Origin of the sequence: Streptomyces sp. NPDC005752, assembly GCF_040630715.1 — a bacterium.
GTDB lineage: Bacteria > Actinomycetota > Actinomycetes > Streptomycetales > Streptomycetaceae > Streptomyces.
Genome location: NZ_JBEXYB010000004.1, coordinates 206817 through 220188 on the forward strand (window position 1 = coordinate 206817; position 13372 = coordinate 220188).

The window sequence follows — 13372 nt, forward strand, 5'->3', positions numbered from 1 at the left end:
GGCCGGGCGGATCAAGTCGGGGGGATTGTCGAAACGTGGCACCACCATGGGCCAGAATGACCCCCGTGCCTTTCCTGTTGCTGATCGAGGACGATGACGCCATCCGCACGGCCCTCGAACTCTCACTGTCACGCCAGGGCCACCGTGTGGCCACCGCGGCGACGGGAGAGGACGGTCTGGAGCTGCTCAGGGAGCAGCGGCCGGACCTGGTTGTGCTGGATGTGATGCTGCCCGGGATCGACGGTTTCGAGGTGTGCCGGCGTATCCGGCGTACCGACCAGCTGCCGATCATTCTGCTGACCGCGCGCAGCGACGACATCGACGTCGTGGTGGGACTGGAGTCCGGCGCGGACGACTATGTGGTGAAACCCGTGCAGGGCCGGGTGCTCGATGCCCGCATCCGCGCGGTCCTGCGCCGCGGGGAGAGGGAGTCCACCGACTCGGCCACGTTCGGGACCGTCGTCATCGACCGTTCGGCGATGACCGTCACGAAGAACGGAGAGGACCTGCAGCTCACGCCGACCGAGCTGCGGCTCCTGCTCGAACTGAGCCGGCGGCCCGGACAGGCCCTGTCCCGGCAGCAGTTGCTGCGCCTCGTGTGGGAACACGACTACCTGGGTGACTCACGGCTGGTGGACGCCTGTGTGCAGCGGCTGCGGGCGAAGGTGGAGGACGTGCCGTCCTCGCCGACCCTGATCCGTACCGTGCGCGGTGTGGGCTACCGGCTGGACTCGCCTCAGTGAGCGATTCCGCGAAGCGTTCCATAGTCGCGGGTCTTCGCTGGACCAGCCTGCGGCTGCGGCTGCTGATCGTGTTCGCGCTGGTGGCGCTGACGGCCGCGGTGTCCGCGTCGGGCATCGCCTACTGGCTCAACCGTGAGGCCGTCCTGACGCGTACGCAGGACACGGCGCTCGGCGACTTCCGCCGTCAGATGCAGAACCGGGCGGCCTCGCTGCCGCTGCACCCGACGGCGGTCGACCTGCGGGACGCCGCCGAGCAGATGGCCAGCAGCGGCCCGGGCTATCACGTGCTGCTGATCGGCACCCACGAGGGCAAACCCGTCACGGGCTCTTCGGATCTCGACTCCTTCACCAAGGCCGACGTGCCCGCCTCGCTGCAGAAGCAGGTGAACAAGAAGCAGCCGCTGACGTCGGCCAACACCTTCGAGTACCACCTCTTCTGGCAGCGTACGACGCTGGGCAACACCCCGTACCTGGTGGCCGGTACGAAGATCATCGGCGGTGGTCCGGCCGGATACATGCTGCAGTCGCTCGACCAGGAGCGCGAGGACCTCAGTTCGCTGGCGTGGTCCCTGGGCATCGCCACCGCACTGGCCCTCGTCGGCTCGGCGCTCCTCGCCCAGGCCTCGGCGACGACCGTGCTGCGCCCTGTGCAGCGCCTCGGCGACGCGGCCCGGAAGCTCGGCGAGGGCAAGCTCGACACCCGTCTCGTGGTGTCCGGAACCGATGAACTCGCCGACCTTTCCCACACGTTCAACAAGGCCGCGAGCTCCCTGGAGAAGAAGGTCGCGGACATGAGCGCGCGGGAGGAGTCGAGCCGACGGTTCGTCGCCGACATGTCGCACGAACTGCGCACCCCGCTGACCGCGATCACGGCGGTCGCCGAGATCCTGGAGGACGAGGCGGACAGCCTCGATCCGATGATCGCTCCGGCCGTGCACCTGGTGGTGAGCGAGACCCGGCGGCTGAACGACCTGGTCGAGAACCTCATGGAGGTCACCCGCTTCGACGCCGGTACGGCCCGCCTCGTCCTGGACACGGTCGACGTCGCCGACCAGGTGACCGCCTGCATCGACGCCCGTGCCTGGCTGGACGCGGTCGATCTGGACGCGGAGCGCGGCATCATGGTGCGGCTGGATCCGCGTCGGCTCGACGTGATCCTGGCGAATCTGATCGGCAACGCCCTCAAGCACGGTGGATCACCGGTGCGGGTGTCCGTACGGACCGACGAGGACGAGCTGGTCATCGAGGTGCGCGACCACGGCCCGGGCATCCCCGAAGAGGTCCTGCCGCACGTGTTCGACCGCTTCTACAAGGCGAGTGCCTCCCGCCCGCGTTCCGAGGGCAGCGGTCTCGGGCTGTCCATCGCGGTGGAGAACGCCCACATCCACGGCGGTGACATCACGGCCTCGAATCTTCCGGACGGCGAAGGCGCGGTGTTCGTGCTGCGGCTCCCCCGGGACGCGGAGAAGCTGACCGGCGAGCCGGACGGCGACGATCCCGACCGGAACGAGGAGGGCGACGAGAAGTGACGCGCAGCGACCGGGTGTACGGCACCCCGCGCAAGGGACGGAGGCGAACCGGCAGGACCGCCGCCGCGCTGGCCGCCGTCGCGGCCTGTGCGGCGCTGGCCGCCGGCTGCGGCATCCGCAGCACCTCGGTGCCGGTCGACGCGGGTGCGGCGCCGTCGCGGATGCCGTGCCGGACGACGTCGGCACAGGCGACCGCGCAGCCGCCGGAGAGCGCCTCCGTGCGGATCTACCTGGTCTGCGCCTCACAGCTGGCGACGGTGGAGCGCACGGTCGGGGTCGACGAGTGGGGGTCCGATCCCCTCCTGATCGCTCAGGCGCTCCTGAGCGAGCTGCAACGCGCCCCGGGCGCCGACGAGCGGCGGGCCGGTTTCTCCACCGACGTGCCGGCGGGGCTGCGGGTCGCCGAAGCCCGCGAAGGGGACCCGGAGGGCACCCTTCGCCTCAGTGAGCAGCCGGACGACCTCCCGGCGGAGGCGCTCGCGCAGGTGGTGTGCTCGTACGCGGAGAGCGAGTCGCTCGGTTCCGGGGGGTCGGTGCTGCTCGGCGGGCCGGGGAACTACACCCCGCGGGGCTACCTCTGCACGACGGAGACGAAGACCCGGCTCGGCGAGGTGCCCACGCTGGGTGCCGTCAAGCTGTCCTGAGGTCCGTGCTGCTCGTCACAGAGCCTCTCAGGAACCGGACGGAACCGATCCTGCCGGTCGTGGCGTCTTGGTGGACGTGCGTCACAGTTCGGACGGTCCGGCCGTCATCCGCTTCCGCGCGGCGGGGGTATTCCTCCTCCTCGCGCATCTGCTGTTCGTCAGCTGGCTGACACTGCGCCCGCTGGACGTGCCCTGGGTGACGGCCGCGAACCTTCAGCCTTTCGCCGGGATCAGGGCGGACCTGGCCCTCGGCCCGGCCGAGGCGGTGCGCCGCATCGGTGAGGGCCTGCTCCTGCTGGCGCCGCTCGGCGTACTGCTGCCGATGGCGGGCGGCAGGCTGCTGGTCTCCCCATGGGCCTCGCTGGCCCGCACGGTCGCGGCCGGAGCGCTGATCTCGATGGCCATCGAACTGGCGCAGACGGGGGTGCCCGGCCAGGTCGTCGACGTCGACTCGCTGCTCCTGAACACCGCGGGCGTCGCGCTGGCCCATCTGCTGGTCGTCCCGCTGTCGCGGTCACGGCTGCGCCGGGGCAACCGGGCGGGGGCCGGTGACCTGTCGCGGATCGGAAGCGGGGCCCGCTCGTACAGGGGTGAGGTCTCTCAGGGGGCGACCCCGACGATTACCAGGGTCGGTATCGCACCGTAGAGCGATGCTTTGTACCCCTCGCGGATCCACTATGGAAGGACAGGGAGCACGACGGAGCTGCTCCACGGAACCGTTCGCGAAGGAGCCCACCATGGCCGCACTTGTCCGCCCCAGCGAGGGACGCATGATCGGTGGGGTGTGCGCAGCGCTGGCACGGCGCTTCGGCACCTCCGCAGGGACGATGCGCGTCATCTTCCTGGTGTCGTGTCTGCTCCCCGGCCCGCAGTTCCTGCTCTACCTGGCGCTGTGGGTGCTGTTGCCGTCGGAGAAGAGCCCGACCGCGACGGCCTGGTGACCGTCGGGACCACACGGGGGGAAAGCTGTGGGGCGCGTACCCGGTCCGGGTACGCGCCCCACATGCGTGCGCGGTGATCAGCCGCCGAGCGGCAGGACGCCGGTCAGGCCGCCGGCGGGCAGGCCGCCGAGCAGGTTGGAGCCGGGCGCCGAGAGGGCACTGCTGCCGCGCTGCTGGTGCTGCTGCTGGTCGAGAAGTCCACCTGCCGCCTTCTGCACGGCGGGCAGGGCGTCGGCGGTGACGGAGTCGAGCGCGATACCGGCGGGCAGGGCACCGGCCACGGCGTCGACGGGCACGGCGACTGCGGAGGCACTGCCCGCGCCGGCGGCGGCGAAAGCGGCGCCGAGAGCGGCGACACCGAGGGTCCTGACAGCAGACTGCTTCATGTGAAATTCATCCTTGGGGAGAGGGATGTGAGCGGCTCTGCAACGTAGTCAGCCGCGCACCACTCCCGCAAACATGCCGGGACACGGAAAACGGCCGGGATCCCGCTCCTCCCGGCCGTTTCCCTTTCCGTCCGATCAGCCCGCGACGGACGAAGAGCCGCTGGTCACAGCCATCTGATCAAAGAGCCACTCGGATTTCAGCTCCGCGTACCCGGGCTTGACGACGTCGTTGATCATCGCCAGACGTTCATCGAAAGGAATGAACGCTGATTTCATCGCATTGACTGTGAACCACTGCATGTCATCGAGCGTGTATCCGAATGTCTCGATCAGCCGCTCGAATTCCCGGCTCATGCTCGTACCGCTCATCAGCCGGTTGTCCGTGTTCACGGTGGCGCGGAAATGCAGCTTCCGCAGCAGCCCGATGGGGTGCTCGGCGTAGGAGGCCGCCGCCCCGGTCTGGAGGTTGGAGGTCGGGCAGAGTTCCAGCGGGATCCGCTTGTCGCGCACGTAGGAGGCGAGACGCCCCAGCGTCACGCCGCCGTCCTCGGCGACCTCGATGTCGTCGATGATGCGGACGCCGTGGCCGAGCCGGTCCGCACCGCACCACTGCAGGGCCTGCCAGATCGACGGCAGGCCGAAGGCCTCACCGGCGTGGATGGTGAAGTGGTTGTTCTCGCGCTTGAGGTACTCGAAGGCGTCCAGGTGACGGGTGGGGGGGTAGCCCGCCTCGGCGCCCGCGATGTCGAAGCCGACCACACCCAGGTCGCGGTAGCGGTTGGCGAGTTCGGCGATCTCCAGGGCGCGGGCGGCGTGCCGCATCGCGGTGAGGAGGGCGCCGACGCGGATGCGGTGGCCGTTCGCACGGGCCCTGCGCTCACCCTCACGGAAACCGTCGTTGACCGCCTCGACGACCTCTTCGAGTGAAAGACCCGCCGTCAGGTGCTGCTCGGGCGCGTAGCGCACCTCGGCGTAGACGACACCGTCCTCGGCGAGGTCCTCCGCGCACTCCGCCGCCACCCGGAACAGCGCGTCCCGGGTCTGCATGACCGCGCAGGTGTGGGCGAAGGTCTCCAGGTAGCGCTCCAGCGAACCGGAATCGGCCGCCTCGCGGAACCAGTTGCCGAGCCTGTCCGGCTCGGTCTCGGGGAGCGCGTCGTAGCCCTGGGCCCGGGCCAGTTCGACGATCGTGCCGGGGCGCAGGCCGCCGTCGAGATGGTCGTGCAGCAGCACCTTGGGCGCGCGGCGGATCTGGTCGGGACCGGGGACATTCGGGGTCTGGCTCGTCATTCGGGCACTCTAGCGCCTACGCGCGTAGATTGCCGAGTGCCGATACGTAACAGTGACCGCGAAGCCAGATGGAATACACGTGCCCTTCTGACACTGTTCTGTCATGGCACAGCGCGCACTTCCCCTGCCTGAAGCCAGGCTGGGACGGGCCGTCCTCACGGCCGGAGCAGCACCCGAGGTCAGCGGCGTCGTCCTGCTGCTCCCGGACGGCGAGACCGACTCCCGGCGCCGTCCCTCCACCCTCTCCTACGCGGCACAGCTGCCGTTCGCACGGGCTCTGGCCCGCGCCGGCCGGGAGGACGGGCTCGCGGTGCACGTGGTGCGCTACCGCACCCGGGGCTGGAACGCCGACGCGGACCCGGCGGCCGACGCCCACTGGGCGGCCGACGAGGTCCAGCGCCGGTACGGCGACATCCCCGTGTGCCTCGTCGGGCACGGCATGGGAGGCCGGGCCGCCCTGCGCGGAGCCGGGCACGAGGCCGTCAACTCCGCACTGGCGATGGCCCCCTGGCTTCCGGAGGGCGCGCGGCCGGACCCCGAACCGGTGAGGCACCTGGCGGGACGCCGGATCCTGATCGTGCACGGCACGAACGACGCCCGGACGCATCCGGAGCTCTCCTACCGGCTGGCCGAACGCGCCAAGAAGGCCAACCGGCACACCTGCCGCTTCGAGGTCCACTCGGACGGGAACGCGCTGCGCCAGCACCGGTCCGAAGTGGTGGCACTCGCCTCCGACTTCATCCGGGGCTCGCTGTTCGCACGGCCCTACGCCCGCCCGGTCGCCGACGCGTTCGCCGCTCCCCCGCCGCTTGGGCTGCGGATGCCGCTGGCGGCGGGGTTCGGGCGGTCGCTGAGGCACTGAGGCGGCGATTGCCTGATCAGTCCGGCAGCAGGCTCCCCCGGCGCGACAGCAGGAAGCGCTTGAAGGCGGCCACCGGTGGTGTGTCGGGGTGGCCGTCCAGCCAGGCGACCCCGATCTCGCGCGCCGCGCGCGGCGCCGTCACCGTCAGCTCGACCACGCCGGGGCGTGCGACGGCGGGCGGCGGCAGGAGCGCCACCCCGAGCCCGGCCGCGACCAGACCGCGCAGGGTCTCCGCCTCCTCGCCCTCGAACGCGATCCGTGGGGTGAAGCCGGCCTCGGCGCAGAGGTCGTCGGTGATCCGCCGCAGCCCGTAACCGGGTTCGAGGGTGACGAACGTTTCGTCGGCGGCCTCGGCGAGGCGGATCCGGCGGCGGCCCGCCAGCCGGTGGTCGTCGGGGACCACCAGGCGCAGCCGCTGCTCGTCCAGGCGCATGGCGACGAGGTCCGGGGCGTCGGGGACGGGCGAGGTGAGGCAGAGGTCGAGGCCGCCCGCCCGCAGGCGTTCGATCATCGCCTCGCCGTAGTTCTGGACGAGCTGGAAGCGGACCCGGGGGTGGTCGGCGCGGAAGGCGCGGATCAGGGCGGGCACGGTCTCGGAGCCCATGGTGTGCAGGAAGCCGAAGGCGACCTTGCCCGCCGTGGGGTCGGCGTCGGCGCGGACCGAGTCGGCCGCCTTCTCCACCTCCGCCAGCGCGCGTTCGACGGAGCCGAGGAAGGTGCGGCCGGCGGGGGTGAGCGAGACGGTGCGGCCCCGGCGCGCGAACAGTGCGACGCCGAGGTCCTGTTCGAGCCTCACCATGGCCCGCGACAGCGTCGACTGGGGGACACCCAGCTCGTGGGCGGCGCGGGTGACGTGCTCGTGGCGGGCCACCGCCTCGAAGTACGCGAGACGTGGCGCGAGTACGGCCCGGATGTCTTCTTCGTAACTGCTCGGTGACAGCCGAGGCTGTGAGCTGTATTGATGCGCCATGGGAACGATTATGAGGGTTTCATGCATTGGACGCATGAAACCGTGCGGTCTACGTTCGACGTATGCCTCCTGCCAGTACCGGGGCGTCCACCGTCGTGCTGGACGCCGCCGTTCCGTCCTCTCCCGCCGCCGTCTCCCCCGCAGCCCCCGAACGCCTCACACCGGGCGGTCCCGGTTACCGCCGGATGAGCTTCGCGCTCTTCGCCGCGGGGATCGCGACCTTCGCCCTCCTCTATTCCACCCAGGCCCTGCTGCCCGCCGTCTCCGCGTCCTTCGGCGCGACGGCTGGCCAGGCGAGCTGGACGGTCTCGGCGGCGACCGGTGCGCTGGCCCTGTGCGTCCTGCCGCTGAGCGCGCTCTCCGAGCGCTTCGGGCGGCGCCAGATGATGACGGCCTCCCTGGCGGTCGCCGTGGTGATCGGGCTGCTCGTCCCCTTCGCCCCGTCGCTCGGCTGGCTGATCGCGCTGCGCGCGGTCCAGGGCGCGGCGCTCGCCGGACTGCCGGCCTCCGCGATGGCCTACCTGGCCGAGGAGGTGCGGCCCAAGGCGCTGGTGGCCGCGATCGGGCTGTTCGTGGCGGGCAACAGCATCGGGGGTATGAGCGGCCGCATCCTCGCCGGCTGGGTCGCCCAGCTGTGGGGCTGGCGGATGGCGCTCGGCGCGATCGGGCTGCTCGCCGTGGCCTGCGCGGTCGTCTTCCACTTCATGATCCCCAAGGCCCGGCACTTCAGCCCCGCCTCGCTCAACCCGAAGGCCCTCGCGAAGACGGTCACGGGACACCTCTCCAACCCGCTGCTGCGCCGTCTGTACGCGATCGGCGCCCTGTTCATGACGGTGTTCGGCGCGGTCTACACCGTGATCGGCTACCGGCTCGTCGAGGAGCCCTTCAGCCTCCCGCAGGGCATCGTCGGCTCGGTCTTCCTGGTCTATCTCGTCGGCACGCTCTCGTCCGCCGCCGCGGGCCGGCTGGTCGCCCGGCTGGGGCGCCGCGGAGCGCTCTACCTCGCCGTCTCCACCACCGCGGCGGGCCTGCTGCTCTCCCTGGCCGACCAGCTCGCCGCCGTCCTGGCCGGCCTCGTCCTGATCACGGCGGGCTTCTTCGCCGGGCACGCGGTCGCCTCGTCGTCGGTGAGCCGCACGGCGACGTCGGGACGGGCCCAGGCGTCGGCGCTGTACCAGTCCGCGTACTACCTGGGCTCCAGCGCGGGCGGCACGCTCGGGGCGGTCGCCTTCCACGCGGGCGGCTGGGCCGGCACGGTCGTGCTGGGTGTCCTGGCGGTCCTCGGTGTCCTGTCGATCACTCTCTTCGGGACCCGGGCCGCGCGGACCGAGCGGCTCCGCGCCGGGTCCCCGGCACCGGTGCACAACTGAGACCTTCCCGGCACAACCGCAGCTCCCCCACGCGCGTCCAACAAGCGGAGTCACACACCGCGGGCGAACGCGAAGGGGAGCAGGCGTACATGGAGATCATGGGGAAGATGAGCGGCGTACGGGTGCGGCGCGGCGCCGTCCTGTCCGTCGTAGGGCTGGTGGCCGCTCCGGCCCTGGTCCTGAGCACGGGGACAGCTGCCCAGGCGGCGTCCTGCACGGCGTCCAAGGGCCCGTACCAGAAGCAGGTCGAGAAGTGGCTGGGGCGGACGGCCGACGGTCGTCAGTCGTCGGCCGACTGCAAGGCGATCCGGTCGTTCCAGACCGACAGGGGCATCACACCCGACATCGGGTACGCGGGGCCGGTCACCTGGCGCACGATGAAGACGATCACCGCGCAGAAGGCGGCGGGCAAGACGCCCAACGCGGCGAAGAAGTGCCCCACGAACAAGGGGCGCATCGCCTGTGTGGACCTGACGAGGCAGCTGAGCTGGATCCAGGACGGGTCCAAGCTGAAGTTCGGCCCGGTGCCGGTGCGCACGGGACGCAACGGCGACGAGACGCGGACCGGCGCCAGGAAGATCTACTGGCGCAACATCGACCACTGGTCGACGCTCTACGACGTCAGCATGCCGTACGCCCAGTTCTTCGACGGCGGGCAGGCGTTCCACTCGGTCACCAAGTCCATGTACAACAACCCGGGATCCGCGGGCTGCGTCAACATGCGCCCCTCGGACGCGAAGTCGTACTGGAACCTCTTGAAGAACGGCGACGACGTCTTCGTCTACGGACGCAAGCCCGGTACCTGAGCAGCGGTTTCCGCGCTTCCCGCCCCCGTTGTCGGTGGCCTGCTGTAGCTTCCACAGTGCTGAGTGAGCGGTGTCACAGCGCAACAGGGGTGGAGCGATGAGTGATCAGACAGCGACGACGGACGTCGACAGCCGTCTGGAGGGACACCGGGTCGAGCTGACCGGGTACTGCTACCGGATGCTCGGCTCGGCCTTCGAGGCGGAGGACGCGGTCCAGGACACGCTGGTGCGTGCCTGGCGCAACTTCGACAAGTTCGAGGGCCGTTCCTCCCTGCGCTCCTGGCTGTACCGCATCGCGACGAACGTCTGCCTGGACATGCTGAACGCGAGCAAGAAGCGCGCCAGGCCGGTCGACCTGAGCGGACCGACACCGCTGGCCCAGGCGGCGCTCAACCCTCTTCCGGAGAACACCTGGCTGGAGCCGATGCCGGACGGCCGCATCCTGCCGTCGGTGGCGGACCCGGCCGAGGCCGCCGTGGCCAGGGAGTCGGTGCGGCTCGCGTTCGTGGCCGCCCTCCAGCATCTGCCGCCCAAGCAGCGTGCGGTGCTGATCCTCCGCGAGGTCCTGGCATGGAAGGCGAGCGAGGTCGCCGAGCTGCTCGACACCTCGGTCGCGTCGGTCAACAGCGCGCTGCAGCGTGCGCGTGCGACGCTGTCGGACACGGACAACTCGGCACCCGACACCGCGAATCCACTGGACGACGAGCAGCGCAAGCTGCTGGACCGCTATGTGGCGGCGTTCGAGGGGTACGACATGGCGGCGCTGACGGCTCTGCTCCATGAGGACGCCGTGATGACCATGCCGCCGTTCGATCTCTGGCTGCAGGGGCACGACGACATCACGGGCTTCATGCTCAGCATCGGGGCGAGCTGTGCCGGTTCCCGGCTGGTGGCGACCGAGTCCAACGGGACCCCGGCCTTCGCGCACTACAAGCCGAATCCGGACGGGCCGGGCTACGTGCCGTGGGCGATCCAGGTCATCGACATCTCGGACGGTGCCATCACCGGGATGCACTGCTTCCTGGACACCCCGCGCTGGTTCCCGCTGTTCGGGCTTCCGGACCACCTGGAGGCCGACACCGTATGAGGATCGGGCGGCCCGTGGTGACGGGCTGGGTCTTGCTGGCGGTGGGTGGCTGGGCGGCGACGCTGTGGCTGGGCGAGCCGTCCGCCACGGCGGGCCCGGACCCGGCCCCCGCCGCCGGGGTCGGGGAGGACAACCCCGAGCCGGGGCCGCAGCCGGAGGGCGGCTCCTGCTCGACCCCGACGGCTTCCCCGGCGCTCTCGGCGACCGCCGACCCGTTGCTGCTCGCGAAGGTTCCGGAGGAATACAGGGCCGGATACGTGCAGGGGGTCTTCTGCGTCCGCACCACGGCACGCGACAGTGCCAGGGCCGACTGAGCAACGGTCCCGGCTGAGCACCGGTCACGCCTGGGCCGGCCGGATGTTCGGCACCACATCGGTCAGCCCCACCAGATCCAGCAGCGCCCCGAGTTCGGCCGGGACGTTGAGCAGCCGCAGTTCTACGCTCCCGGCCCGGCGGGCGACGAGTCCCAGCCGCGCCATCGCCTCGACGAGGGCCAGATCGGGGCGTACGACACCGCCCACGTCGCAGTCCACGACGGCGGCCCCGGGGGCGCCGGTCAGCAGCGCCTCCAGCCGGGCACAGAGGTCCGGCACATCGGCGCGGGTGACGCGGCCGGTGAGGACGAGGGCGTTCGGTGTCGGGGCATCCACACCACATTGACCGCCGGCGCGCCGAAAACTCATCGCCGCGGGTGTCCGGCATCACCGACTCGCCGAATAACAAGTGTTTTGTTAATCTGGCGCCATGGTCATCTCCCCCGGTCCCGGCGAAGGACCCGTCCGGCCGGTATCCGTCTCACTCCACGAAGGCACCATCGCAGCCCTCAAGGCGCAGACGGGCAAGCGCGGCATGTCCGCGTACGTCGAAGCGCTGATTCAACGGCAGTTGGAGCGAGACCGGTTGCGAGAGCTCATCGAGGACGCGGAATCCAACCATGGACCGGTGGACCGAGCCGCGGTCGACGCCAAGCGAGCGGTCCTGCGCGGGAACAGCGCCGACTCGGCCGACGCCGCGTGAGTGGCACACTCGTCCTGGACTGCGAAGGTCTGTCCAAGCTCGTGCGGCGAACGCCCGAACTCACCGAGTGGCTGGCGGCAGCCGAAACCGAAGACATCCGGGTCGTCACCAGCTCCGTCACGCTTGTCGAAGCACGCGATCCCAGGACCAGCCAGGCGCGATTCGACTACGCCGTCTCACGCGTCAACGTCGTCCCGCCCGTCGAAGCGATCGCCCGCCACGCCAGCAGGCTGCTCGCTGCGGCGGGGCTGCACGGCCACAAATACGCCCTGGACGCACTCGTGGTCGCCACCGCACTGGCCTCACCCGCACCGGTAACCGTTCTGACTTCGGACCCCGAGGACCTACGGATGCTGTGCAACCCGAGCATCCGCGTCGTCCAGATCTGATCCTCGGATCGCGGAACCCGGCTTCCGGCGCTTACGCGATACGTTCCCGCACCACCGGCGTGGCGGTGAAGGAGGTGCCCGACGGGGCGATCTCGTACGAGCCGGGGAGCGCCTTGAGGGCGTACTCGAACTTCTCGGGGGTGTCCGTGTGCAGGGTCATCAGCGGCTGCCCCTCGGCCACCGTGTCGCCCGGCTTGGCGTGCAGTTCGACGCCCGCGCCCGCCTGCACCGGGTCCTCCTTGCGCGCGCGGCCCGCGCCGAGGCGCCAGGCGGCGACGCCGACGTCGTACGCGTCGAGGCGGGTCAGGACGCCCGAGGACGGGGCGCTGATCACGTGCTGCTCGCGGGCGACGGGGAGTTCGGCGTCCGGGTCGCCTCCCTGCGCGGAGATCATGCGGCGCCAGACGTCCATGGCGGAGCCGTCGGCCAGGGCCTTCTCCGGGTCGGCGTCCTTGAGCCCGGCCGCGTCGAGCATCTCGCGGGCCAGCGCGAGCGTCAGGTCGATGACGTCCTTGGGGCCGCCGCCGGCGAGGACCTCGACCGATTCGCGGACCTCCAGGGCGTTGCCCGCGGTCAGGCCGAGCGGGGTCGCCATGTCGGTGAGCAGGGCGACCGTGCGGACGCCGCTGTCCGTGCCCAGCGCGACCATGGTGGAGGCCAGTTCGCGGGCGTCCTCGATGGTCTTCATGAAGGCGCCGGAGCCGACCTTGACGTCCAGGACGAGCGCGCCGGTGCCCTCGGCGATCTTCTTGGACATGATCGAGCTGGCGATGAGCGGGATCGCCTCGACGGTGCCGGTGACGTCGCGCAGCGCGTACAGCTTCTTGTCGGCGGGGGCGAGACCGTCGCCCGCCGCGCAGATCACGGCGCCGGTGGTGTCGAGGACGTCGAGCATCTCGGCGTTGGAGATGTGGGCTCGCCAGCCGGGGATGGACTCCAGCTTGTCGAGCGTGCCGCCGGTGTGGCCGAGGCCCCGGCCGCTCAGCTGCGGCACCGCGGCACCGCAGGCGGCGACCAGCGGGGCGAGCGGCAGGGTGATCTTGTCGCCGACGCCACCGGTGGAGTGCTTGTCGGTAGTGGGGCGGGAGAGCGCGCCGAAGTCCATCCGCTCGCCGGACGCGATCATCGCGGCGGTCCAGCGGGCGATCTCGGTGCGGTTCATGCCGTTGAGCAGGATCGCCATGGCCAGCGCGGACATCTGCTCGTCGGCGACCTCGCCGCGCGTGTACGCGTCGATCACCCAGTCGATCTGCTCGGGGCTGAGCTCGCCCCGGTCCCGCTTGGTGCGGATGACGGAGATGGCGTCCATGGGAGGGGAGTCCTTCCGGCCGGAGGGGT

17 protein-coding genes are annotated in these 13372 nt (G+C 70.8%); 12 read left to right on the forward strand and 5 right to left on the reverse strand.

Annotated elements, in window-relative coordinates; translation table 11 throughout:
- The first annotated feature begins 65 nt into the window (after positions 1-65).
- The 5 genes from afsQ1 to ABZ441_RS05440 all read left to right on the forward strand — a co-directional run bounded on the left by afsQ1 (position 66) and on the right by ABZ441_RS05440 (position 3857).
- Positions 66-743 carry a two-component system response regulator AfsQ1 gene (gene afsQ1 / locus ABZ441_RS05420; RefSeq protein ID WP_205018753.1) on the forward strand — a complete coding sequence of 226 codons (678 nt, stop codon included), beginning with the start codon at positions 66-68 and terminating at the stop codon, positions 741-743.
- A complete protein-coding gene (locus ABZ441_RS05425; protein ID WP_358968673.1) occupies positions 740-2272 on the forward strand; it encodes a HAMP domain-containing sensor histidine kinase in 1533 nt (510 codons plus the stop codon). Before afsQ1 ends, ABZ441_RS05425 begins: the two co-directional genes overlap by 4 nt.
- Positions 2269-2916 carry a hypothetical protein gene (locus ABZ441_RS05430; protein ID WP_358968676.1) on the forward strand — a complete coding sequence of 216 codons (648 nt, stop codon included), beginning with the start codon at positions 2269-2271 and terminating at the stop codon, positions 2914-2916. Before ABZ441_RS05425 ends, ABZ441_RS05430 begins: the two co-directional genes overlap by 4 nt.
- A 70-nt stretch (positions 2917-2986) precedes the next feature.
- Positions 2987-3562, forward strand: coding sequence for a VanZ family protein (locus tag ABZ441_RS05435; RefSeq protein WP_358968679.1), 576 nt, complete (start codon positions 2987-2989; stop codon positions 3560-3562).
- Positions 3563-3653: 91 nt separating this feature from the next.
- Positions 3654-3857: a PspC domain-containing protein gene (locus ABZ441_RS05440; protein WP_358968682.1), complete on the forward strand. Its 204-nt coding sequence runs from the start codon at positions 3654-3656 to the stop codon at positions 3855-3857.
- A gap of 77 nt (positions 3858-3934) precedes the next feature.
- Here the strand turns inward: ABZ441_RS05440 and ABZ441_RS05445 are convergent, their stop codons facing one another.
- Positions 3935-4243, reverse strand: coding sequence for a hypothetical protein (locus ABZ441_RS05445; protein ID WP_358968684.1), 309 nt, complete (start codon positions 4241-4243; stop codon positions 3935-3937).
- Between the two features lie 135 nt (positions 4244-4378).
- On the reverse strand, positions 4379-5533 hold the full coding sequence (locus ABZ441_RS05450) for an adenosine deaminase (RefSeq protein WP_358968686.1): 1155 nt from the start codon (positions 5531-5533) through the stop codon (positions 4379-4381).
- Positions 5534-5636: 103 nt separating this feature from the next.
- Here ABZ441_RS05450 and ABZ441_RS05455 point away from each other — a divergent pair, with 103 nt between their 5' ends.
- Entirely contained in the window at positions 5637-6395 is a 759-nt protein-coding gene (locus tag ABZ441_RS05455; RefSeq protein WP_358968689.1) for an alpha/beta hydrolase, read from the forward strand.
- Positions 6396-6411: 16 nt separating this feature from the next.
- Here the strand turns inward: ABZ441_RS05455 and ABZ441_RS05460 are convergent, their stop codons facing one another.
- A complete protein-coding gene (locus tag ABZ441_RS05460) occupies positions 6412-7365 on the reverse strand; it encodes a LysR family transcriptional regulator (protein ID WP_358968692.1) in 954 nt (317 codons plus the stop codon).
- 62 nt (positions 7366-7427) lie between these two features.
- Between ABZ441_RS05460 and ABZ441_RS05465 the strand changes: the two genes are divergently transcribed.
- From ABZ441_RS05465 to ABZ441_RS05480, 4 genes are all read left to right on the forward strand, one after another.
- Complete coding sequence (locus ABZ441_RS05465; RefSeq protein WP_358968695.1) at positions 7428-8735, forward strand: MFS transporter; 1308 nt, start codon at positions 7428-7430, stop codon at positions 8733-8735.
- An 89-nt stretch (positions 8736-8824) separates the two neighbouring features.
- Positions 8825-9541, forward strand: coding sequence for a L,D-transpeptidase (locus ABZ441_RS05470; RefSeq protein WP_358968698.1), 717 nt, complete (start codon positions 8825-8827; stop codon positions 9539-9541).
- Between the two features lie 97 nt (positions 9542-9638).
- Positions 9639-10628, forward strand: a complete 990-nt coding sequence (locus tag ABZ441_RS05475) for a sigma-70 family RNA polymerase sigma factor (protein WP_358968700.1) — start codon at positions 9639-9641, stop codon at positions 10626-10628.
- The gene (locus tag ABZ441_RS05480; RefSeq protein ID WP_358968702.1) at positions 10625-10942 is read left to right on the forward strand and encodes a hypothetical protein; all 318 of its coding nucleotides are present in this window, start codon (positions 10625-10627) and stop codon (positions 10940-10942) included. Before ABZ441_RS05475 ends, ABZ441_RS05480 begins: the two co-directional genes overlap by 4 nt.
- Positions 10943-10966: 24 nt before the next feature.
- Here the strand turns inward: ABZ441_RS05480 and ABZ441_RS05485 are convergent, their stop codons facing one another.
- The gene (locus ABZ441_RS05485) at positions 10967-11311 is read right to left on the reverse strand and encodes an STAS domain-containing protein (protein WP_358968705.1); all 345 of its coding nucleotides are present in this window, start codon (positions 11309-11311) and stop codon (positions 10967-10969) included.
- 61 nt (positions 11312-11372) lie between these two features.
- Between ABZ441_RS05485 and ABZ441_RS05490 the strand changes: the two genes are divergently transcribed.
- Together ABZ441_RS05490 and ABZ441_RS05495 are read left to right on the forward strand one after the other, a co-directional pair.
- A complete protein-coding gene (locus tag ABZ441_RS05490; RefSeq protein ID WP_358968708.1) occupies positions 11373-11645 on the forward strand; it encodes a hypothetical protein in 273 nt (90 codons plus the stop codon).
- On the forward strand, positions 11642-12034 hold the full coding sequence (locus ABZ441_RS05495; RefSeq protein WP_358968710.1) for a PIN domain-containing protein: 393 nt from the start codon (positions 11642-11644) through the stop codon (positions 12032-12034). Before ABZ441_RS05490 ends, ABZ441_RS05495 begins: the two co-directional genes overlap by 4 nt.
- 31 nt (positions 12035-12065) lie before the next feature.
- Here the strand turns inward: ABZ441_RS05495 and ABZ441_RS05500 are convergent, their stop codons facing one another.
- Positions 12066-13343, reverse strand: coding sequence for a thymidine phosphorylase (locus tag ABZ441_RS05500; protein WP_358968713.1), 1278 nt, complete (start codon positions 13341-13343; stop codon positions 12066-12068).
- Positions 13344-13372: the final 29 nt, after the last annotated feature.

What these genes read in the sequence shown, in the direction of transcription:
- ABZ441_RS05440 (WP_358968682.1), top strand. Translation starts at nt 3,654, where the DNA reads ATGGCCGCACTTGTCCGCCCCAGCGAGGGACGCATGATCGGTGGGGTG.
- ABZ441_RS05445 (WP_358968684.1), bottom strand. Translation starts at nt 4,243, where the DNA reads ATGAAGCAGTCTGCTGTCAGGACCCTCGGTGTCGCCGCTCTCGGCGCC.
- ABZ441_RS05450 (WP_358968686.1), bottom strand. Translation starts at nt 5,533, where the DNA reads ATGACGAGCCAGACCCCGAATGTCCCCGGTCCCGACCAGATCCGCCGC.
- ABZ441_RS05455 (WP_358968689.1), top strand. Translation starts at nt 5,637, where the DNA reads ATGGCACAGCGCGCACTTCCCCTGCCTGAAGCCAGGCTGGGACGGGCC.
- ABZ441_RS05460 (WP_358968692.1), bottom strand. Translation starts at nt 7,365, where the DNA reads ATGGCGCATCAATACAGCTCACAGCCTCGGCTGTCACCGAGCAGTTAC.
- ABZ441_RS05465 (WP_358968695.1), top strand. Translation starts at nt 7,428, where the DNA reads ATGCCTCCTGCCAGTACCGGGGCGTCCACCGTCGTGCTGGACGCCGCC.
- ABZ441_RS05470 (WP_358968698.1), top strand. Translation starts at nt 8,825, where the DNA reads ATGGAGATCATGGGGAAGATGAGCGGCGTACGGGTGCGGCGCGGCGCC.
- ABZ441_RS05475 (WP_358968700.1), top strand. Translation starts at nt 9,639, where the DNA reads ATGAGTGATCAGACAGCGACGACGGACGTCGACAGCCGTCTGGAGGGA.
- ABZ441_RS05480 (WP_358968702.1), top strand. Translation starts at nt 10,625, where the DNA reads ATGAGGATCGGGCGGCCCGTGGTGACGGGCTGGGTCTTGCTGGCGGTG.
- ABZ441_RS05485 (WP_358968705.1), bottom strand. Translation starts at nt 11,311, where the DNA reads ATGAGTTTTCGGCGCGCCGGCGGTCAATGTGGTGTGGATGCCCCGACA.
- ABZ441_RS05490 (WP_358968708.1), top strand. Translation starts at nt 11,373, where the DNA reads ATGGTCATCTCCCCCGGTCCCGGCGAAGGACCCGTCCGGCCGGTATCC.
- ABZ441_RS05500 (WP_358968713.1), bottom strand. Translation starts at nt 13,343, where the DNA reads ATGGACGCCATCTCCGTCATCCGCACCAAGCGGGACCGGGGCGAGCTC.